General features: G+C 64.4%; 17 protein-coding genes. 3 read left to right on the top strand and 14 right to left on the bottom strand.

The annotated features are described in order from the left end of the window. Positions 1–202: 202 nt before the first annotated feature. Positions 203–718, bottom strand: a complete 516-nt coding sequence (locus LV79_RS33785) for a C40 family peptidase (RefSeq protein WP_285469322.1) — start codon at positions 716–718, stop codon at positions 203–205. 412 nt (positions 719–1,130) lie between these two features. Here LV79_RS33785 and LV79_RS10695 point away from each other — a divergent pair, with 412 nt between their 5' ends. Then, positions 1,131–1,988, top strand: a complete 858-nt coding sequence (locus LV79_RS10695; RefSeq protein WP_253834623.1) for a DUF2690 domain-containing protein — start codon at positions 1,131–1,133, stop codon at positions 1,986–1,988. A gap of 487 nt (positions 1,989–2,475) precedes the next feature. Here LV79_RS10695 and LV79_RS10690 read toward each other — a convergent pair whose 3' ends face one another. Beyond that, positions 2,476–4,020, bottom strand: a complete 1,545-nt coding sequence (locus LV79_RS10690) for an ATP-dependent nuclease (RefSeq protein WP_253834619.1) — start codon at positions 4,018–4,020, stop codon at positions 2,476–2,478. A gap of 99 nt (positions 4,021–4,119) precedes the next feature. Next, positions 4,120–4,383 carry an AAA family ATPase gene (locus LV79_RS10685; protein WP_253834617.1) on the bottom strand — a complete coding sequence of 88 codons (264 nt, stop codon included), beginning with the start codon at positions 4,381–4,383 and terminating at the stop codon, positions 4,120–4,122. Positions 4,384–5,425: 1,042 nt separating this feature from the next. Here LV79_RS10685 and LV79_RS10680 point away from each other — a divergent pair. After that, entirely contained in the window at positions 5,426–6,214 is a 789-nt protein-coding gene (locus tag LV79_RS10680) for a hypothetical protein (RefSeq protein ID WP_253834615.1), read from the top strand. A gap of 5 nt (positions 6,215–6,219) precedes the next feature. Here LV79_RS10680 and LV79_RS10675 read toward each other — a convergent pair whose 3' ends face one another. Then, complete coding sequence (locus LV79_RS10675) at positions 6,220–7,065, bottom strand: pentapeptide repeat-containing protein (RefSeq protein ID WP_253834613.1); 846 nt, start codon at positions 7,063–7,065, stop codon at positions 6,220–6,222. Positions 7,066–7,313: 248 nt separating this feature from the next. Next, complete coding sequence (locus tag LV79_RS10670) at positions 7,314–7,718, bottom strand: hypothetical protein (protein ID WP_253834611.1); 405 nt, start codon at positions 7,716–7,718, stop codon at positions 7,314–7,316. On the opposite strand from LV79_RS10670, the gene LV79_RS10665 reads away from it, so the two are divergent. Further along, positions 7,717–8,244, top strand: coding sequence for a phosphotransferase family protein (locus tag LV79_RS10665; RefSeq protein WP_308208938.1), 528 nt, complete (start codon positions 7,717–7,719; stop codon positions 8,242–8,244). The two genes, LV79_RS10670 and LV79_RS10665, sit on opposite strands and share 2 nt — an antisense overlap. Positions 8,245–8,456: 212 nt before the next feature. On the opposite strand, the gene LV79_RS10660 is transcribed toward LV79_RS10665, so the two are convergent. The 9 genes from LV79_RS10660 to LV79_RS10620 all read right to left on the bottom strand — a co-directional run bounded on the left by LV79_RS10660 (position 8,457) and on the right by LV79_RS10620 (position 20,447). After that, a complete protein-coding gene (locus LV79_RS10660; protein ID WP_253834610.1) occupies positions 8,457–11,891 on the bottom strand; it encodes a DEAD/DEAH box helicase family protein in 3,435 nt (1,144 codons plus the stop codon). Positions 11,892–11,939: 48 nt separating this feature from the next. Then, on the bottom strand, positions 11,940–13,160 hold the full coding sequence (locus LV79_RS10655; protein ID WP_253834609.1) for a restriction endonuclease subunit S: 1,221 nt from the start codon (positions 13,158–13,160) through the stop codon (positions 11,940–11,942). After that, positions 13,157–14,674 (bottom strand): type I restriction-modification system subunit M, encoded by a 1,518-nt coding sequence (locus LV79_RS10650; RefSeq protein ID WP_253834605.1) that lies wholly within the window; start codon positions 14,672–14,674, stop codon positions 13,157–13,159. Before LV79_RS10650 ends, LV79_RS10655 begins: the two co-directional genes overlap by 4 nt. Positions 14,675–15,088: 414 nt before the next feature. Further along, positions 15,089–15,268 (bottom strand): hypothetical protein, encoded by a 180-nt coding sequence (locus tag LV79_RS34385; RefSeq protein WP_308208932.1) that lies wholly within the window; start codon positions 15,266–15,268, stop codon positions 15,089–15,091. 717 nt (positions 15,269–15,985) lie between these two features. After that, positions 15,986–17,620 carry a hypothetical protein gene (locus LV79_RS10640; protein WP_253834603.1) on the bottom strand — a complete coding sequence of 545 codons (1,635 nt, stop codon included), beginning with the start codon at positions 17,618–17,620 and terminating at the stop codon, positions 15,986–15,988. Positions 17,621–17,666: 46 nt separating this feature from the next. Continuing rightward, complete coding sequence (locus LV79_RS10635) at positions 17,667–18,164, bottom strand: hypothetical protein (protein ID WP_253834601.1); 498 nt, start codon at positions 18,162–18,164, stop codon at positions 17,667–17,669. Continuing rightward, the gene (locus tag LV79_RS10630; protein WP_253834599.1) at positions 18,164–18,778 is read right to left on the bottom strand and encodes a glycosyltransferase; all 615 of its coding nucleotides are present in this window, start codon (positions 18,776–18,778) and stop codon (positions 18,164–18,166) included. The genes LV79_RS10635 and LV79_RS10630 overlap by 1 nt, the downstream gene beginning before the upstream one ends. Beyond that, complete coding sequence (locus LV79_RS10625; RefSeq protein ID WP_253834597.1) at positions 18,775–19,272, bottom strand: hypothetical protein; 498 nt, start codon at positions 19,270–19,272, stop codon at positions 18,775–18,777. Before LV79_RS10625 ends, LV79_RS10630 begins: the two co-directional genes overlap by 4 nt. After that, positions 19,272–20,447, bottom strand: coding sequence for a glycosyltransferase family 4 protein (locus LV79_RS10620; protein ID WP_253834595.1), 1,176 nt, complete (start codon positions 20,445–20,447; stop codon positions 19,272–19,274). The genes LV79_RS10625 and LV79_RS10620 overlap by 1 nt, the downstream gene beginning before the upstream one ends. Between the last annotated feature and the right edge of the window lie 64 nt (positions 20,448–20,511).

The raw sequence follows: 20,511 nt of genomic DNA, 5'->3' as shown, positions 1-20,511 counted from the left end.
AGCGGGCGGCTGACACTCGAAGACACCTACACGGTGTGAGTGTTAGTCGTTGCTTGCGTCGTCGGTCCCGTCTGACCCGCCCGGGCGGCGTCGGCGGGCTGAGTACCAAGGCAGCAGTAGACCCACACACGCCGACGGTTGCGACCAGCAATCGAGGGCTGCCCGGACCGTTCGGTCCGGGCAGCCCGGGCAACTCGACGACCTACACGGCGTAGCGGTAGTAACCGACGAGGTCAGACAGGACGGTCACCTTGTCGATATGTACAGATGTACCCGTGCGCAGCGCATCGATCATCTTCCCGCCGCCGATATAGATGCCGACGTGGTGGGTGTCGGTCTTGTTGCGGCCGTAGAAGACCAGGTCACCGGGCCTGGGCTTGCTGACCTTGTGTAGGTGCCGGTTGGCGATCTGGTTGTTGGTGTTACCCGAGCCGAGCACGTCCCTGCCGTAGGCGAGCGAGTAGACCCAGCGGGTGAACCCGGAACAGTCGACGCCCACCGTGCGGTCGGCGGGGCAGGGCCGGATCGAACCGGTGTACCCGTCGCAGGTGCCGAGCGTGGGGCGAGGCTTGGCGCTGTGGCCGCCGCCCCACGAGTAGGGCACCTTGCCACCCTTCCAGCCGGGCAGTTTGTGTCCCTGCGCTACCCTTTGCGCGTACTTCACGATCTTGCTCGCGGTGCTCCGCTCGGCAGCGGTCTCCGCTTGGACAGCGGCCACGGGCGTCACCTGGGCCTGCGGTGAACTCGCGTGCGCCGGAGTCGTCAGAGTCGACCCGCCCACCGTGGCCGCGACGACTATGAGTCCCAATGTCACCAGGCGAGCCCGGTTCAACGATCCCTTGACTGACAATGTCACACTCAATCCATTTCCATCTTCTTGAAGCGCCCCTCGTCGGTTACGCGAGGCTGAAATGATCCCCAAACCATCATCGGAGATGCGCGGAAAACCGCCATCCCCGACGGGATTTGTGCGGTCCTGGGGTGATGCGCCGGAGGTTCACGATCGGCACGAGACCATCGTGGGCAGCCCAACCTCGGCGGGCAAGACCCCAGCCGTTTCAGGAACGTTTCAGTGTTCCGACCTGGCGTTTCACCTTGCGGGCCGCCGCGCGGACGGGCAAGGTGATGCCATGCCCAGTGACCGCCGAAGACTACGCGAACTCCTCGAACTGCCGGATTCAATGCCACCGCTGACCCGTAAACTCACTTACGACATCCGTACGGCCTATGAGGCGTCTGATTCGCCACCCTACAAAGAACTGGGCGACCGCAGCAGCCGGACCCAACAGGGTTTCCTGGTCCCAGCGACAATCAGCAGAATCCTGTCGCCCAATTCCCGGGACCGAAGCCTGCCCGACTGGAAGTACTACGCGTTGCTGCTCCCGTTGCTCGGGCTCGACCCCGCAGAGTTGGAGCCGCGGTGGAAGGAGGCCCAGGATGAGTGGCGAGCGCGGCCCGCCAGCAGTGACGGCAAGACCAGCAAAGCCGGTGAGACGACCGCACCTGCACCCCCAACTTGGTGGCGACGCAAACCCCGGCTGCTCATGGGCGCGGTGAGCGGGGTCGCGGCCGCGGCACTTGGCGCCTGGTTGCTAGGGGGCGACGCCAACCAGTCCGCAGCCTCGCCGCCGGTCGAACACATCGACCCGACCATGGACAACACGGACCCTGTCGCCACCGGCTGTTCACCGGACATGCGCGAGCAGACGTACTACACGCACCTATACCGCGACTGGCCCAGCACCACCAGCATGACCAGCGCGATGATCACCCTCAGGTACAGCCCGAAATGCCGGACGGTGTGGGCGGTCCTCGAAGGCGCGCCGCCCGGCACACACGCCACACTGCACCGCGCCGACGGCCGGGAACTGCGGTGCACGGCGGGCCACAACGGCCAATGCACCACCAACCAACTCAGTGACCGGGGAAGCAGCGCGTACGCCGATGCGCAAGCAGGCGACGCCTACGGCAAGACGCGACGTGTGTGACCCGCACCCTGGCCGGTCCTTGACCTCCCGCCGCGCGGTCAGCAGCAGCCGGAAATCTACAAGTGCCGCCACTGCCGCACCTCGGCCTCGATCGCTCAGGCGTCTGCAGGCGCGGACTTGATCACCAGGTGCGGTGCAAAGACCGCGACGGTACCCAGTTCCGCCAATCGTGATAGCTCCTCGTCGCCTCGGACGATCTGTCGGGGAGTCGAGGAGATGGCTGGACGACTGCCGCGCTCAACGAGCTGGTTGACCCACCTCGCAACTGCGCCGAGTACGCCCTCGGCACCCGTGCCACCGCGGCTCCGGCGGCGGCGCCGATGGCCGTGGCAAGGACCAAACCCCGCCATCCGCTACATGGCCTGCCGTCTGCGCGGTCGTTCGGTGAGGTGGTGTCCAGTGAGGTGACCGAGGGTGATCCACACCGCGATTCCCCCAGCCTGCAGAGGAGAAGCAGCCCGACCACGCGGTCGGGCTGCTTCTCACCTTAGGGCAGCAGGTTGTTCAGGGCGACGAAGAGCTGCTCTGCACGAGCCAGGGTGACCTCGGCGATGTTGGGGACGAGGGCGACCTGCTCACGCAGCAGTTTGGCGGCGGGCTTGTAGTGATCGAAGTTGCCGGTCGCGATGGTGTTGTCGCGGAAGTAGGTTTCGATCTTGCGGACGATGCGGGGGTCGTGAGGGTTGAGATCGCCCGTGGTGATCGGTGTCGGGAGGTGCTGGCTGTAGGCGCGGTTGACCAGGTCGAGGTAGAAGACGGGCTCGAACAGGTCTTCGATGTCGGCGTCTTTGGTGCCGGTGAACTGGCCGACTTCGAGCAGTCCGTCCTTGGCTAATTGGTCGTTGTCGCGGAGGCGTTTGACGGCGCCGAGGTCCTTGGTGCTGGAGTCGACCAGGACGGCGACGTGGAGCTTGTTGGCGCCGAGGAGGGTGACGAAGGTGGAGAGCTTGCCTGAGCCGCCGATGGGGGTCTTGACCCAGCGGGGGTCCAGGCCGGTGCGGCCTTGGTCGGTCAGGGCATCGGAGAGGATGTCCAGGTAGATCAGGTCGCTAGGACCCTTCAGCAGGAGGGTGTGTTCGCCGATGAACAGGCTTTGGGTCATCTCGATGCCCATCGCCGCGTAGAGGGGGAACGCGGTGTCCTCGTCGGCCTTGAAGATCTCGGCGGAGACCTTGGTGCCGGAGTTGTCTTGGTCGATCACCGTCCGGACGCGCTGGAGGTGGTCTGCGGAGACCATGAACGGCGAGTGGGTGGTGTAGAGGACCTGGTGTTTGGGCGCCAAGCGCTTGTCGATCAACCGCAGCAGGTCCTGCTGGGCTCGGCCGTGCAGCGACAGGCCGGGCTCGTCCAGCAGAAGGATCAGGTCATGCTTGGCGGCTTCCTCGAGTTCGGTGAAGTAGGCGAGGAAGGAGAAGAACCAGACGAACCCTCGGGATCGCTCGTCGAAGGGGACCGAGGCGCGGTGTCGGCTGTTGTCAACACGGATCTGCAGGATCGGGCCCTCGTTGAGCGGGGCCTTGGCGTTCGCCTCGGGCTGGAAGGGCTGGAGCTTCACCGCGAGCTGGGTGTTCTGCGACCAGTACTCGAACACCTCGTCGGAGATGCCCGCGCTGGCGTTCTCGAGTTCACGGACAACGTGTTCGTGCTCGTTGGTGATGTGGAAGTCCTCGAGTTCGGCGCCTGCCATGCCCAGCAGGCTCAGCAGCGCCTGTTCACCGCGGTCGAGCTTGCCCCCGTCGCGGCGGCGGATCAGGTCGGGAACGGAGACCTTGCCGGGCATGGAGTCGTAGTCGTCGAAGTAGACGAACTTCGGCAGTCGTGGCGAGAGGATCTTGTGGAGGCAGTGCCAGGCCGTGCCGCCCCACCCGTCCAACTTCTCCAGCAACTGGGTCGCCGCGGTCGGCCGGTCCGGGAGCTCCCGAAGCGCCTCGACGAAGTCCGCGATGGACTTCGGGTTCTTGATCGCGTCCTTCGAGGTGGGGTCAAGCCCGTCAAGCAGGTGAGCGACCATGTTCTGCTCGTCGTAGTCCACCTCGAACGTGCCGCCTGTGCGGTAACCTCGTTTGAGTCTGAGGTGTCGCGTGGTGAGGGCTTCACTGCCGAAGTGAACGGTGACGAGTTGGACCTCGTACTAGGTAAGTTCGAAGGTGGCGCGCACTGCCGGGATGAAGCCCTCGGTTACCTTGCGATCCTTGGACCGCTTCGCGGGGAAGTCGATGACCTCGTCGAACTTCGCCGACGCCTCAACCGGGTTCAGCCGGTAGATCGCACGCAAGGTCGCCGTCTTGCCCGACTCGTTCTTGCCGACCAAGCTGGTGACGTCCGGCTCGACGTCGAACCGATCGGAGTCCTCGACCGACCGGTAGTTGACGACATGGACGTTGATCAGTCTCACTCGTGCTTCCTCCACGGGCTGGCCGGGCCGCGCACGATGGAGAGGACTAGCTCGCGTCACGGCTGTTGCCCCTGCCGGTGCGTGAGCGTTTCGGGATATGGTCCTGACGCCAATCGGGACGACCCCGGTGCCCGCCCATCGAGCGCGAGCGCCGGGGTTTCTGTACCAATGCTGATCGTAGCGTCGGAGGCCGAGATCCCGACCGCACTCCCCATCCGGGACAGCCAGCACCTACACCGAGTTGGACACCACCCGCGATGTTCGGCCTGTCGTGGTCGCAGGCGAGACCGGGACCGAGGTCAACGCCTGGCCGAGCAAGCAGGACACTAGAAGAGCTACAGCTAGCCCGCCGTCACGGTTGTCCCTGTCGACGCCTCCGAACGACCGGAGCATCCAGCCGGACCCTGTGGGTATCCCCGACGAGCAGCGCTCATAGACCTTCCACTGGCCACCCACCGGTACGGCCACCGCTCACCGGCTCACCGGCGGCAAGATTTCATCCCCGAACACCATCGGGGCGGCCCGCTGTGCCTGACACCCTCGGTGGCGCTGAAGGAAATGTGCTCCCGCCAGCGCACTCAAGGCAGGCAGGCGACAGCGGGTACCCTGACCTGGACAACCTGACCGTTGCCATCATGGCAGAATTGAGCTAGTCCGAGGTGTTGCGCAGGTGACAACCACGAAAGGTGCGTCATGTATCTCGCCCGCAGTGCTCGCCTGTGAGGCCAGAGATGAGGAACGCCGAATCGCGGAGGCTCGTGATGCAGCCGAAGAGCTGACGCGGGAGCAAGAATGCAGCCCTCCACCTCGGAGGTTCTCGCTGCGCCGCCCCCGCCAGCCTCCTCACGTTCCTGCAAGCTTTCCCGTCGAGTACGGCCGACGCACGTACTCGCCGGTTTCCAGAAACGCCGATGGCGTCCGTGCTGGTAACTACATCACGTTCTTCGACGAAGCAGAGGCGATTAGAGCCCATAGGGATCCATGCAGGAGCGACGACTACCGTTTTAGGGAATCACTCGGCCTCAATAGGACTCCAACTGGGGTGAGCGTCGGGTTCGTCATCGCCACTTTCCAAAACTTTGGCCGTATAGGCGCACCCGTCCAGATAGCCCTCCATTCCGGAGTGACGATCGAGAAGCATCCGTCGGCGAAAGTCTGGATTGAGGAGAGCTCGGGTAGAGGTTGCGATTTTGACGGCGAATGCGCGGCCGGATCGGCCCTGGTCGACCTAATCGAACTCTTTATGACACAGGATGTCCAGTGTCTCTACCGACGCCTGGCACCCGATTTCATCTTTCGACTAGTACAACTTGGCCATGACGAGCATTCCGCCACTCTCGCCCTGAAGACCGCTTCTCGCTGGGGACTGGTTCTCGATGGTCGAATCAGCGAAGCCGGGCGTATTTGGTGGTATGCGGAACGACGCCGTCAAGGCATCGAACTTCTGGAAGGCGCAATGACTACCGAGCAGCCGACGACTGCAAATCAGGTCATCAACTTCTCACACTCCACAGTGACAGGCTCATCGTTTGCCGGAGGTTCACATGCAACCGCCAGCGCCGCAAACACTTCGCCCAACGATGTTGCGAACATCATTGTTCAGGTAGTCAAGATCCTCAACGAGGGGCGTCACACCCTAGATCTCACAGACGAACAAGTTCGCGAGCTGAGCGATTCCATTGAAGTCCTAGTGGAGGCTTCCGCTTCTCCCGAACGCAAAGGGCCCGGACTAAGGGTAGCCGTTCGCTCTGTACTCAACCTTGCCGGAACGCTCATCGTCGGCGCGGGAGGAAACGCGGTCTGGGAGGCATTCAAAGCGCTGGCGGGCTAACCATTTCATGGAAAGTTCGGTTTGTATCCAGTCGGCCAGGAAGGCGACTTACCGGGGAGCCAGTGGGCGTTCCGGCGGCCCGACGAGTCGAGGCGCTGTCCCGAGAAGTCGCATTCGTCGAGGTCGCTGGATGAGAAGTCCACATCCGAGATCTCCGCGCCCGCGAATTGGCACCCAAGTAGTCGCGAGCCAGGGAACACGGCTCCATTCAACACGCTGTCGGTCAAGTTCAACCCGTTGAGGTGGCCCCCCGCAAACCAGGAGCCGGACAGGTCGATCGCTCCCCAGTTTCCTCCGCCGAAGTTGCAGTCAGCCAGGACGGAGCCCGTCATCTTTGCGCCGTACATTGTTATGCCGCCGGAAAAATCAAGGCCGCGCACATCAATTCCAGACAGGTTGGCTCCACGCAGATCGGCCTCTAGGTAGTTGGTCCCCGACTTCCCAAGGATGCTGAACGCCACGGAGATCTCCTCGGGCGCCTTGTTCCTGGTGTCGGCCGCCGTAGCGCGCCGCGTCTGAGATATTCCATTCTGAGTCCGCAAGAATTCGGCGAGAACCCCCACTACAGCGCCTCGATCGGGGTGACCGATTACTCCTTTGGCGCTCATCTCCTGTAATATGGCAATACGTTCCCCGCTACTGGCTGCCCCGTTAAGCGCGCGAGCAAGTTCAGTGACGGACTTTGCCGACGTGCCGAATGGCCAGTAGTCCTTGGTCGCCGCGACGCCCAGATATGAACCAAGAGCGCCGAGAGGAAGCGCGACGGCACCCACGAGCAGAGAACGACGCCCCACCTTGAAGCTGTCTACAGCCGCGTCCCAGGAGTCCTGCTCAGTCGCCGGTCGTCGCAAGTGTCTCACCTCACACGGTCGAGGCGGGTCGATTCCCCAGAGCGTATCAAGCCGACTCGATCCGGCTCGGCCGCTGCCACCGCTAGCACACCGACCACCCTCGCTGTACTCCGGCTGGCACCTCAGCCAGCCGGCCACGCGAGAACGCATACCCAAGCGGTCACTCTGGACGCTCCCCACAACGATCAACGCCGGGTGCGGACGGGCACGTCGACACAAAGCAGACCAAACGATCATCGGCACGACCTCTATCCAGCAGGCGGCAGCTTGCTGGTCGTGCGAGCCAACCCGCCAAGAGCAGGTGAACGGCCGCGCCCGTGCAGCGCCAGCGGGTCGTAGGTGACCACCTCGGCGTAGTGGTCACTGGCCACCGTTGGGTCCACCTCTGGATGGCCGTGAGTGCTGAAGTAGTCGTGGTCGGCGATATCGACGCTGCGGAGGGCGGGTTGGACGTCGGTGGTGGTCCGAACTCCGCAGATCCTTCTTGGCCCGAATGTGACAGTGTCGGAGCGGTGGCCGGTGGTGGCCTTCCAGGGCACGCCGCCGGTGGCCACCCTGGCGTTGTGCAGGGCGACGGTGGCGTCGGCGAGGCCCCCGGCGTAGGACGCCGTCTGGCGAGCCGACGAGGTCGAATACGTCCAGGGCACACCCATCCGCCAGGGAGCGTCACTGGCGACCGCGTCTGCCCTGTCGCCTACCTGGTGGGACACCTTCAACCAGTCACTCCACGCCCTGGCCACGCATCACACCACCCGAACCGCGACCCCGGACACCCAACTCATCACCCAAGACCTGGTCACCACCATCGAGCAGGTCTTCCCCGGACAAGTCGAAACCCGACTGGACACCCTGGACTGGGTCCCCACCCATGCCGACCTGAACTGGTCCAACCTCCTCGCACCGAACTGCACCATCATCGACTGGGAAGACTTCGGCCTCGCCCCCCGCGGCCTCGACGCCGCAACCCTGTGGATCACCTCCCTAGGCGACCCCGAACTGGCCGAACGCATCCACCGAGCCCGCCAAGCTGACCTCACCAGCCCCTCCGGACGACTCATGGCGTTGTTCCACTGCGCCAAGATCCTCAACGACACCACCGCACCTCACGACCAGCTCTACGCATCTGTACAGGCAGTCGCCGCCGACCTGGCGAAGAGGCAGGACTCGGCACCCAGTTGATCGAGAGCGGCCACTCCGCCGCCTCGGCGAACCCATCAAACGCGAGCCCGACAAGTGCTCCGCCGTCCATTGGTTCGCTCTCGATGTGCTGCCCGACTGGCTCATTTACTACCCCACAGTAGGCATATGCGCTTACCGGCAAGGGGACCATTTAGTGTCCAGGCTGTCGCCTGCATACGGGCGCAGTGGCAACGCCAAACTGACAAGCCCGCTTACGCGGGCACCGCGGTTGCATTGATGGAGTGCATGACCGTGGTCATCGCCTCGATGTCAACTTCGAGGAATAGGTCTTCCGGCCCGCCTGGGGCGATGGCGTTGAACGGGGACAGGTAGAGCACGTCGACGGTGATGGTGCCGTTGTGGGCCAGGTAGTCGATCAGCTCGTTGACGAAGCGGAGCTGGACGGAGGTAAGGGTCTTGCCCGCTTGGAACTTCCCGAACGCGGCGGCAGCGGCCGCCCGGTCGAGTCCAGTAAGCGATCGAAGGAAGATCCCCAGTCCCCCGGCCTCGGACTTGGCCTGCTCGATCTCGACCTCGGTACCGATCCCGGACTCGATGAATATTCGCTCAAGGTCCGCGAGATCGGTGGCGGTGATCTGCCGGTTGCGGCGGATCTTCTGGACCGCGAGCTGATTTTCGTGCGTGCGCAGGTAGATGCGCAGTTTCTGCTCGAACCGGCTGAGATCGGCACCGAGGGCCATGCCGTTCAGAGATGCTGCCGTCAGGTCACCGAGACGATCCTCGAAGTCAGTATAAACGATGTTGCGCTTGGTTTTCTCGATCAGTTTCACCAGGCCACGAACACGTCGACGCATGTTCTCCAGCATGGGCAGGGTGACGTCCTGCCACCAGTGGTCGTCGGCGAGTTCACCGAGAAGTTCCTGCTGCGCACGGACAGCGGGGATGGTCAGCTGGTCGAGCAGTGCGGAAACGATCTCCTGGACCTGCGCCTGTAGCCGAGCGTATCCGGGCTCGACATGGATGAGGGCAAGCTGGAGGCGCAACGCGAGCAGGTCGAAGCGCTTCGCCTCCTCGCTGTTGTCGTCGTTATCGCGGTGGGCTGTCGGCAAGCCCGCAAGGTGATCCACAACCTCCGCATGAGCCTCGGGGGTGAGCTTGAGCCAGTTGTCGAAGTCGCTGAAGGTGTCGATCTGCTGACGGTGCGGGCGGACCAGGAAGTTCTCCGGGTTCATGCCCGTGACCTCATCGTGCAGGCGCTGGGCCAGGTCCCAACGCAGGCCGGGCTCGCTCGTTGTCCCGTTGGCGTCCTTCCTGGCGGCAGGGATCTGGTCCGGGTAATGCTCGCCGAGAGCGAGCAGCAGGTCGGCACGGCGCTCGAACAAGCGCTGTCCCAGGGACGGTGCGAGCCTGCCCTCAGCGGGCATGAGGTCCTGGTTGAAGAACTCGACGTTTTGGCAGAGGTCGAAGACGAGGAAGCCGGTCTTGTCTCGGTTTGGGCCGAACAGGTTCGGAGCCAGTCGGGTACCGCGGCCGATCATCTGCCAGAACTTGGTCTTGGAGCGCACTAGTTTGAAGAAGACGAGGTTGACGACCTCGGGCACGTCGATGCCGGTGTCGAGCATGTCGACAGAAATGGCGATGTGCGGCGCCTTGGCCGGGTCGGAGAACTGGTCGATCAGGCTCTGCGCGTAATCCTTACGATAAGTGATGACCTGCGCGAACTCGCTCTTGTACTCGGGGTAGTTCACGTCGAAACGTTCGGCGATGAACTCGGCGTGCTTGTTGTTCGCCGCGAAGATGATGGTCTTGCCGAGCCGGTCGCGGGCTGCAACCTTGAGGCCATGCGTCATCAGGGTCTGAAGGGCTTTGTCGACGGTGTCCTTATTGAAGAGGTACTTGTTAAGCTCAGGAACGGTGATCTCGTCAGGAACGTTGCCGTCCTCGTCCCACTCCTGCTGATCCCAGTACTCCTTTTCCTCCTCGGACAGATCGGCGTACCTGATACCGTCGCGCTGGAACTTCAGCGGCACGTCCACCGCTCGAGGCGCGACGAGATAGCCCTGGCTGACCGCTTCGTCCAGGGTGTAGACGTCGGTGGGCACGCCATCCTCGAGTTGGAAACGGCGATAGGTGTTGCGGTCGATCTCGTCCTTGGGGGTGGCGGTCAGCCCGACGAGCAGGGCGTCGAAGTACTCGAAGATCGCGCTGTACTTCTGGTAGATGGAACGGTGCGCCTCATCGATGACGATCATGTCGAAGCAGCCGGGACCGAAGCGCCGCAGCCCGCTGCCGTCCACCTCGTTAATCATGTTCATCAGTGTCGGATATGTCGAGACGAACACGCGAGCGTTCAGATCCTTCTCGGTGACCAGATTGACAGTCGTGGTGCCAGGAAGGTGTTGCTTGAAGGCGTTCACAGCCTGCGTAACCAATGCTTTGCGGTCGGCGAGGAACAGGATGCGCTTGGCCCAGTTCGCCCGCATCATCAGGTCTGTCAGCGCGATCACGGTACGGGTCTTACCGGAACCAGTCGCCATGACCAGCAGGGCATGACGCTGAGACTTGTTCTCGAAATCCTCGGCGATACGGCGGATGGCTTGGGACTGATAGTCGCGTCCGGCGATCTGCTCGTTAATAGGGAGCTTGGCGAGGGTGAGGCGGCTCACCCGCCGCTGGATCAGCAGGCGCAGCTCGTCCTTGGTGTAAAAGCCCTGCACCTCGCGCTGCGGGTAGTTGAGGTCGTCCCACAGGTAGGTCTGGTAGCCGTTGGTATAGAAGATGATCGGACGCTGCCCGAACTCCTTCTCCAGGCAGTCGGCATACAGCTTGGCCTTGTGTTTACCCTGTTCCGCGGTCCTGCTGGTCGCCTTCGCCTCCACGACGGCGAGCGGCTTGCCGTCGTCGTCCCACAGCACGTAGTCGACCTTGCCCTTGCCCGAGGGTGCAGCGGAGGCGGGCAAGCCCGTGACCGGGTATTCGCGATCCTGCGGCTGGTCAAGTGCCCAGCCCGCCTCTTTGAGCAGGAGATCGATGATGTTGGTTCGGGTCTCAGCCTCTTTGTAGTCGTGCGTGTCGGGCCGCGTCTCGTTCGCCGCTTTGGCGGCCTTGATCTGGGCCTGCAGTTCGGCGAGTTCGGCGTCGAGGTTCTCGTTCTTCTTGCGCTCGGCGGCTAAGGCGGCATCCTGGTCCGCGTACTTCTTCTCCTGCTCCCTGAGCTCAGCCTGCTTGGCCAAGCACATACTCGGCAGAAGTGGACGGGGGATGACAGCCTGGTTGAAAGCGATACCGGGTTCGGGCAGGTTGGTCGGGTTGCGCGAGTAGGTGCGGGCCACCCAGTACAAGACGTGGAACAGCTCGGTAACGACCCGGACCGCGTCATTGGCCGCCACCGGAGTGCGTCGATGCACCGCGATGTTGCCCTCGCGGCGGATAACGTCCATCTTCATGCGCAGGCCAGGGCCTACCAGCGCGATCAGGGTAGGTTCTGCGATCATCGCCGAAAGATCGTGCTTGTAGGGGTGCCGCAGTGAGCCTTCGGCGTCATACAGCCAGGTGAGGGCCAACTCCAAGGTTCGGCGCGCGTAGAAGCAGGACGCGCGCGGGTCCCCAATGGCCAGTCGCTCGGCGTTCCTCGCCTCGACGCACAGGTCAGGCCACTCGGCCTCAAGGAACCCGAAGTTGCTCACAGTTGGTTGCCCTTCCGGCGGCCGACAGTCCGACCCCCGAGGGTAGCGTCACTCGGCCGCGCTGTCCCAGAGTTCACCCCGGAAGGCTCGGTGTTGGAGAGAGGCGAACAGCGCGTCGAGTTGGGTGAGGTGGTCTAGGTGGGTGCGCTTGACACCTTCCAACGCCTCAAGTCGAGAGGCAAATTTCCACTGCAGGTGCACCGGAGGAATTTCACATTCAAACTCAGAAAGCTTAGATTTGGATATGTTTGACATCGACGCAGCACTACCAGATGCAAGCTCTTGAAGCTTTCGCCTTTTGGTTGAATAGGTCAACAAGCCGTGCAAATAGACTTTATCTACACGAGATTCATTCTCGACAACCAGACGAAAGATGAGGTCCGGCAAAAGAAGGCGCTCTCTCGTCTCTCGAACATACGCCGAAGCGGCAACCAATTCAGGCGTGTTCTTTCGGCTAAATAGCAGGTCTCCGGGTTTCACCTCGTTTCTCTCATCGACTTCACTGTCGCTAGGAAGGGCTTTGTTCTGTTCAGGCAAGTACGTACATCGCGTCACCGCTCCCAGCTTCAACACCCCCCACTCTTCTGGCGATGCCGAACGGTCTAGACACCGGGGACTTTTCCCACTATCGATACGCTTCAGAAAGTCTCCCATTCGTACTCGATCCCACCCCATCGGATTATCCAAGGGATCGCCAAACATATCAAGAAAGATGGATTGGGCGAGGTCATCGAGTAGGGCGACGGCTCGGCGGCGCTTGGCGCGCAGTGCATCTACAGTGTCGAGAACTTGTGCGATCCCGCGCTGCTTTTCCATAGAGTAGAGCGGAATGGGCAAATTGGCAAGATAGGCTTCGGGAACCCGCCGTTGTCCAGCACTCCCGGTCATCCTTCTTTCACCAGCAACACGCACGTAAGGCTGGCGGAGGAATCTTAGCAGGAATCGTTTGTCAAGCTTGGCCATATTTGGTCGAATGACATGAAACTCGGTAGATCCGACGCCATAGGGGTGCTCAAGCTTCGCTTGAGCGATCTTGCCATTCTCGAAGCAGGGGGTGATCTTGGCCACGAGGAGATCATCATCCGCGAACTGCGTGTACCCTTTGGAAACTTCACTGAACCTGCGTTCCTTGCCTCGTGAAGTCGTTCCACTCTCGGCATCCACATCGGCCATGCCAAGAAATGAGACGAGTGCGTCATCCGCAGGACGTGCGTGCAGGCGCGGATTAATCTCCGCTACTTCGCCCAGCTTGATCGCGGGAACGCTCATCCCAGCATTCCCTTCAGCTCGCTCATGCCCTGCTGGATCTCCGCCTCAATTCGTGCCAACTCGTCCAGGATGTCGCCCGGTGCCCGGTGTTTGACTTCCTCGTGGACGATCTCCTTGTATCGGTTGAGGCTGAGGTCGTAGCCCAGGGCGGCGATGTCCGCTTTCGGGACGCAGAAGCTCTGTTCAGTCCTGACCCGCTCCTGCTCGGTGCCGTTACGCCGGTTCCATCGGGCCAGCACGTCGGGCAGGTTGTTCTTGGTATGTTCTGCCTCGTCCAACGCTTCGTTGGGGATCGGGCCGAGCTTGTCCTCGGTCAGTAGCGGGTTACGCTTGTCGTCCAGGCTCCAGCCGTCCGCCGTGACCTCGTAGAACCAAACATTTTGGGTTCCACCACTGTTGGTCTTGGTAAAGAACAGGATCGCGGTGGATACCCCGGCGTACGGCTTGAAGACCCCGCCCGGGAGTTTTACCACGGCGTCGAGCGTGTGGTCCTCAACCAAAATGCGGCGCAAGTCTTTGTGCGCCTTGCTAGAGCCGAACAGCACGCCGTCTGGCACGATGACAGCCGCTCGCCCACCGGGCTTCAGCAGCCGCAGGAACAGGGCGAGGAAGAGCAGTTCAGTTTTCTTGGTCTTGACGACCGCCTGCAAGTCCTTTGCGGTAACCTCGTAATCCAGGCTCCCCGCGAACGGCGGGTTGGCGAGGATCAGCGAGTACCGCTCGGCCTCACCGGCCGCGCTCTGTGCGAGGGAGTCGCGATATCGGATATCGGGGTTCTCGACGCCGTGCAGCAGCATGTTCATACTGCCGATGCGCAGCATCGTGTCATCGAAGTCAAACCCGTGGAACATGCTCTCGTTGAAGTGCCTGCGCTGCTCGGGCCCCATCAGGGCCTCACGATGCGTTCGGTTCACGTACTCTGCGGAAGCGACGAGGAAGCCCGCAGTACCGCATGCTGGGTCACAGATCTCGTCCTTGGGCCCCGGAGCCGTCATCTCGACGATCAGCTGGATGATGTGCCGCGGGGTGCGGAACTGCCCGTTCTGTCCAGCGGTCGCGATCTTGCCGAGCATGTACTCGTACAGATCGCCCTTGGTGTCCTGCTCGTCCAGTGGGATGCCGTCGAGCATATCGACGACCTTGGCGAGCAGATTGGCCGTGGGGATGGCGAAGCGGGCGTCCTTCATGTGGTGCGAGTACGTCGACTCCTCGCCACCGAGCCTTCGTAGCCAGGGAAACACCCCGTCGCGTACTCGGCTGAGCATGTTCTCGGGGGATTCGTTGACAAAATGGGACCAGCGCAGCAACTGGTTGTCCTCGGTATAGATCGGGTTCTCCACCGGCTTGCCGGTCCGAGCCGCTCTACGCTCTTTAAGCTTCTCGATGTCATCAAGTCTGCGGATGAACATCAGGTAGGTGATCTGCTCGATGACCTCCAACGGGTTGGACTTCCCCCCAGACCAGAAGGCGTCCCACACGCGGTCGATCTTACTCTTTAGCTCACCTGTGATCACCGGCTCAGGCTATCGGACCGCCCACCTGGCATCCGTAGCTGCCCAGCAGCGTCCGCCCTACTCTTTGATTGACTGCTGTAGGCGGCAGGGGTGACTGACCTCGGACGACGCTGGGGGCCGTCCAACTTCCTGCCGCCTGCGCAAGACACGACCATAGTTGTTCGTGCCCGCGATCCGGTCCAACTCCGCGCCGGTCGGCATGCGGCCCTTCGAGCGGTCAGCTCCACCTGGCGAGACTCGCCTGGGACCACCACGAGACGCATCACCGGAGCCGTCTCGTCGCCGGTCTCGCACGGCTCGGTACTGGTCTTGCTCGCGGTCTCGGCGCGGTGCCGCTTAAGCGCACGGTTGGGCAGCCGACCGCCAGCAGCAGCGCCAGCGGCGGGCACGCGGCAACCGTGACGGCGAATACGTTCACTCCGGGGCGGCCACGACGTTGGCGCACAGCGACAGGCATATGCCGAACACGAACGCCATCCACGTCGCCCACCAGCCACTGCCCCGGTCTTCCACAACTCGACCGTGGCCGTAGTCAGCAAGCCGTCCACTATCAGCGGACCGATCGCCGCCCTGGTCTGGCCCACGCCGAACCATGACGTGATCTCCTGACCATGCCGGTGCGAGGCGTTCGGCGCGCCAAGCGCGACCCACGCGATGCAGGCGCCCTGCGCTCACAGCGAGCGATCCCGCCGAGCCGGATTCGTGGTGACGCTCACCACAGCACACCTCCGGCCTCGCTATGCTGATCATCCGGGCGGCAGCTTACGCAAGCGACGACCTGCGAGCCAGTTCCCGACCGGCCAGCCGGAACATGCGCAACGTGAACCCAGAGGTAGTCGGCTCCACACACAACGCAGGCCAGTCTATCGGCCTGCACCAGGGTCAACCCGGTGACGATCTTCTCCGAGTTCATGAGGCACCACCGCCTGACCGGCGACGACGCCGAACGACCTCGACGGCGGCGGAAACCAGCAGCTCACGGCGGATACGGTTTCGTGTGGATGCTGTACGAGCCGCGCCGGGGGCACTCACTCTGGGTGACCTGTGTTTCGCGAAAAGCGCGAACTGGGTCGCTCGTTGTTTTTCTGGGGTGCGACCCCAGGCCCGTCTGGGAGGCTTTGCCTCCGGACCGCCGAGTGAGTGGGCACGTTTGACTGTGTCCGGGAGTCTTCGCCTCGGACCCTTAAGTGTGGTGGGGGCGTTTGGTTATCTGGGAGGGTTCGCCTCCGGAACCCGAATGCGGTGGACACGGTTGTCTGCTGGGAGGCTTTGTCTCTGGAATTCTTAGTGGTTGGTGAGATATCTGATCATTTAGAGGCCGTTCCGTGGGGCCGATGTTTGGGGAGTCCATGGGGGCCTGGGGTGGTTCTGGTGGGGAACCTTATGGTGGCGAAAGTTGTCGATATGGTTGGTCGGGATGTCCATGCCGGGGTCAGGGGTTGGGCGGTAGTCCTCGTTCAGGTAGGTCTCGGCGGTGAAGGGGGCGTTCTCGCGGGGGTTGTGGCCTTTCGGCAGGGCGGGCGGGGGTGGTGGGGGCTTGTCGCTTGGGTTGAGCTTGAGGGTGGCGGCGGTGGCGGATAGCTGACCTGCTAGGTAAGCGGCGGCCTGTTGGATGTTGTTGAAGCGGACCGCGCTTGACTGGTTCGACGACCACTGGACGCGGTATCGGTCTCCGTCGCGGATCAGGCACCAGGCGTCTTCTCGCTCGGCGAACAGGCTGTAGTACCGGGGGTTGATCCGCTTGTCGATGACCACCGCCTCCACCAGCCCCAGCGCCCGGCGCGCTTTGGCCTCCACTTCGGACTCGTCCCACGGGCGGCCGACGACCGATGCCGCCGCCCGGTCCATCGTGATGGTCGCGACGCCGTCCGGCAGCCGGTACCGCGCCGCCCTGATCCACTCCACCAGCGGCAGGACCGGCGGGACCCCATGTGCCCGCAGGTAGTACGCCACCGCGCTCGGCCAGACGAACCGGCCGTCGGTGTGGAAGCCCATCGGCACCACGTCCTCGGTGCCCAGCGCGTCCCGATTCTTGCCGCTGGCGGACAGCACGAGTGGCGCGCCCTCCAGGTAGGCCAGCACGGCCTCGCGTTCCAGCGCCCCGAGCACCGGCCGGTACCACGTCGGCCGCCCCTCGTCGTCCACTCCGTCGAACAACCGGACCGGTTCCGGCGGTCCGGCAAGCGCCTGCTCGGCCCGCCGCGCGGTACGGACCTGCGCACCGCGCACGGCCGCCGCGAGCAGCCAATCCGGGGTGGCGGCCGCGCTGCGGGGAAGCGTGCGCAGCTCGGCCTCGGCGTCCGCGTCGGTCGCCAAGTCCACGGGCTCGACGAGGTAGGTGATCTTCGCCAGGACGCCTTGGCGCACCTCGAACTGCGCGCGCCACCACGTCCCCCGGGTGGGGTGGTAGTCCCGCATCCGCTGCCGGTGCAACCACTGACCGATCATGGCGGGCGGCGACCAGTACCGGATGTGGCCGTCCACACCCTGGACGATGCCCGCGATCTTCATCCGCGGCCCCGTGGCCTCGCAGTCGACCAGCAGCCGTTGGTACCCCTCCGGCATGGCCGCGAGAAGCGCGCGCTCGAAACCGGGGACCACGTCGAGCGGGGCCGTGCCCGGCTCGGTGCCCGCGGCGGGTTCCGTTAGCACCGAGGCGAAATCGGCCACCGCGTGGCCGTTCGGGACCTCCGTGCGGATCTGCCGGACGGGTTCCTCGGCCAGGAATCCCATTCTTGGGTCGAACCCGAGCGCATCCATTTTGGACGGCAGTATGCTCGAGGTGAACGTGGACTCGAACTCGCTCAGCGGTAGCCGCTTGACCCGCCGCCCGTCCGGCAGCGTGACGACCTGCCCGGCCACCGGGGCGTCCGCCGCGATATGCGCGGTCCGGCCCGGTCCCTCCTCGAGGAGAACGGCCACACCGCCGATGATCCCAATGCGCATGGCGAACCCCTGCCGGTCGTTCCGTCTCATGAGGACCCGACGGAGGTCACACGGAGGTCATGTTGATCAGCTGCTCGGAGAGTTTGGTCGCCAGCTCGGCGAGGCCACGACCCGCTTCCGCCATGCCGACGGCGGGCCCCGGAGCAAGTCGCCCCGCCACCTCTTCGAGGAGTTGACCGATCACCAACGCCCGCACCTGCGACAAGTGCACATCTCGATCCGGCTCGCCCGGCGCGTGCTCGCCGAGACCGCGATCACCCGCGAGGTCCTCGCGAAGCTGAGCCGCCAACTCCACCAAACCATAAGGGGCCGACGACCCGTCGTCCCGGAAGTCGGTGAACGCCAGGCTGAACCGCGTCGGATCGACAGGGCCCGCCGATGTCCCCACCTGCGTGGCCGAACCCTGATCAGCCAACAGCAACCGGTACAACTCATCCAGCTCCGCCGTGTACGGCACCGGGGGGTCGTGCGGCGTTTGGTGGTGGACCACATCGGCCGCGGCCGCCCGAAGGACTTCGTACCGCGCCGCCAAGTCGTCGGTCATCACTTCTCCTCGCGCACGGTCATGATGGACTTGATCAGATCGCCTGCCGACTGACCCGCGCTCTGCAGCGTCCGCAGCGCGGTCACCACCGCCTCGCGCAGTTCCGCCGCCCGCCGCCGGGCCGTCCGCGGGTCGTCCACAACCGCCGCGAGTCCGGCTACCCATCGCCCGATCGGCGCCATGTCCTCCCCCTCGGCGCGCCGGATCACCGAGTGCTCGGCCAACCGCGGGTCGACCCGGCCGCTCCTGGCCAGGAAGTTGCCCACCCCGCAGGTGTCCGGCACCAGCACCGGCACGTCCGCCATGATCGCGTCCAGCGCGGTCATGCCGACGTTCTCCGCGTGCGCGGGCACGATGACCATGTCCGCCGCGCGGACCAACTCGCGCTGCGCCGCCTTGTCCGCGGAGTACGGGCGCACCTCAACCGCACGTCCGGCGACCTGCGACAGCAACCGCCGGGCCGCCCGCACCGTCTCCGGCGGCGCGCCGTTCACGATCATGCGCACCGCGCGCTCCGGCCCGATGCCGCGCACCATCAACGCGGATTCGTGCGCACCATGCTGCATGAGGTCGCTGCGCCCGGAATAGACCACCAGCGGCCGCCCGCCGCTCATCGCTGCGCCCCGACGAACGTCGGCGCCAGCACCTCGTCGGCCAACTCCCCCACCACGACCGCCAACTCCCGACCACCAGGATCGCCCGTGGCCACCAGCCGCGCCGCCAACTCCCGCAGCAGCGTCCCCACCACCATGGCCTGCACCTCCGTCAACGCCGGGTCCCACACATCGGGCCATTCCCCGGGTGGCTCCTCAGTCGCGTCGTCGAGGGCCAGGCTCTCCCGAATACCCTGTGCCTCGCCCGCGAACGGGCGCGGCGCACCATCGGGCGCACCGCCCTGGTAGTTCCGCGAGCACAGCAGGTGCAGGCTGGGATCGACAAGCTCCCTGGTGGTGGCACCCGCGGCCCCGGACTCCGCCAGCGCCGCCGCCAGACCATCCAACTTCCGCTGGTGCACCACAGACACCTCGGCAACCGCCGTCACCTCGAGCAACGCCGCAGCAGCCCGCCGCAACCGCGCGTAGCGGTCCGCGAGTTCATCACCGGACATCACAGCCTCCCAAGGGCCTCGATCAACTTCCGCACGGTGCCGGACCACGTGACATCCTGGTCCCTGAACTCCTGCTGCAACGCCAGGGCGCGGTTCTGCGCGTCGTCGTAATCGTCCGCCACATCCTTCAGCGCCTCCAACCAGCGGTCTTCCGGCACCCGGTCCTCGAAGCCCTGCTCCACGATGCTCGGCCCGGCGTTGGCCGCCGAGAACTCGTCGCCGAGCCAGCGGCCGAAGCCGCTGCTGGACGGGACCACGACGGGCACCCCCGCCCCGGCGGCCTCCTGGGCGGTGAGCCCGAAACCCTCGGCGCGCGAGGTCATGACCATCACATCGGCCCCGTCCAAGTCGGTGTGGAGGTCGGCGCGGTCCGTCGTGAACGGGCGGACCTCGACATCGGCCTTGGCGATGTCGGAGAGCACTCTCTGCTGATTCGCCGCCTGTGCCGCAGGCACACCGCGTACGGTCAACCTGACGGGGACCCCTGCGCGCTGCAACCTACCGACCACTCGCGCCGCCTCCTTGGCGCCCTTCTGGCCGACGTCGGCCCGGCCGAACAGGAGCACCTCCATCGGACGTCCCTCGATGGAGCGTGGTCTGCGGTCCACGAACTCCATCCCGGGGATCAGCTCGTGCACCCCCTTCGTCACCACCGGTGCTCCCGCCGCCCTGGCCTGCTCGACCATCTCCCGCACGTTCTCGGCGATGGCTGGTCCGACGCCGACCGCGAGGTCCGCGTTCGCCACCAGGTCGCGCTCGATGGCGTGGTTCACGATGCCCGCGGCCAGGTCTCTCGGGTCATCGTCCGCCTTCACCCGACCGAGGGCCTCGGGCACCATGTGGACGAAGTGGATCAGCTTCGCGTCCGGGAACCTGGTGTCCCGGGTCGCCGCGGCGGCCGGGCCGGAGAAGCGCGTGTGCCCGATGACGAAGTCGACGTTGTCGGGCATGTCGTCGGGATCGTCCGCTGTGCCGAGCAGTGTGCGCGAATCGGGTGCGTCCGGCAGGTCCCGTGGACCGAGGATCCGCAGGTTGGGCCGCTGGGCGTCCGCGTAGCGGGCGGCGTCCTCGCCGATCCGCACGACCACGCTGTGCCCGGCGTCGGCCAGCGCCTCGGCGAGCGCCCGGTTGAAGACCGTGACGCCACCCCTGTCCGGGCCGTACTCGCCGCACATCAGCAGGAAGGTGTAGGTGGCGTCGTCGGCGTCCTGCGCGTCCGCGGCGTCCCTGCGCTCGTCG

The sequence above is a fragment of the Actinokineospora globicatena genome, assembly GCF_024171945.1.
Taxonomy (GTDB): Bacteria; Actinomycetota; Actinomycetes; order Mycobacteriales; family Pseudonocardiaceae; genus Actinokineospora; species Actinokineospora globicatena.
Note: the sequence above shows the minus strand (reverse complement) of the source record. Positions and strands in the feature narration are given on the sequence as shown.